Source organism: Bacillus sp. SIMBA_074, assembly GCF_046534555.1.
Lineage (GTDB): Bacteria > Bacillota > Bacilli > Bacillales > Bacillaceae_G > Bacillus_A > Bacillus_A mycoides.
In genome coordinates this window covers 1-249 of sequence record NZ_JAWRYM010000977.1, presented here as the reverse complement: position 1 = coordinate 249, position 249 = coordinate 1, and the positions used below count along the sequence as shown (strand labels likewise).

1 protein-coding gene is annotated in these 249 nt (G+C 76.7%); it reads right to left on the bottom strand.

Features of this window, described 5'->3' with window-relative positions; all coding sequences use genetic code 11:
- Window positions 1-185: PspC domain-containing protein (locus SB773_RS33680; protein ID WP_410594818.1), on the bottom strand; the 185-nt coding region annotated here is incomplete at its 3' end.
- Window positions 186-249 lie beyond the last annotated feature (64 nt).

The window sequence follows — 249 nt, the reverse complement described above, 5'->3', positions numbered from 1 at the left end:
CCTGCCCCGCCGAGGAGAGACGCCCCGACGAATGCCCAGCGCACCGCGGTGACGGGCCAGCCCAGGTGGTCGGCCAGCCCGGCGCTCACCCCGCTCACCACGCACGAGCGCGGGCGCGCGAGCGGAGGTCGACCGGCGACCGTGCGCGGGCCGGCGGGAGCCGTGGAGGACATGCCACGATCCAAGCAGACCCCGAGCGCCCCCGCACCCGTGGAGGGCCGCAATCAGGGTCGGCTCAGGGGTTCACCG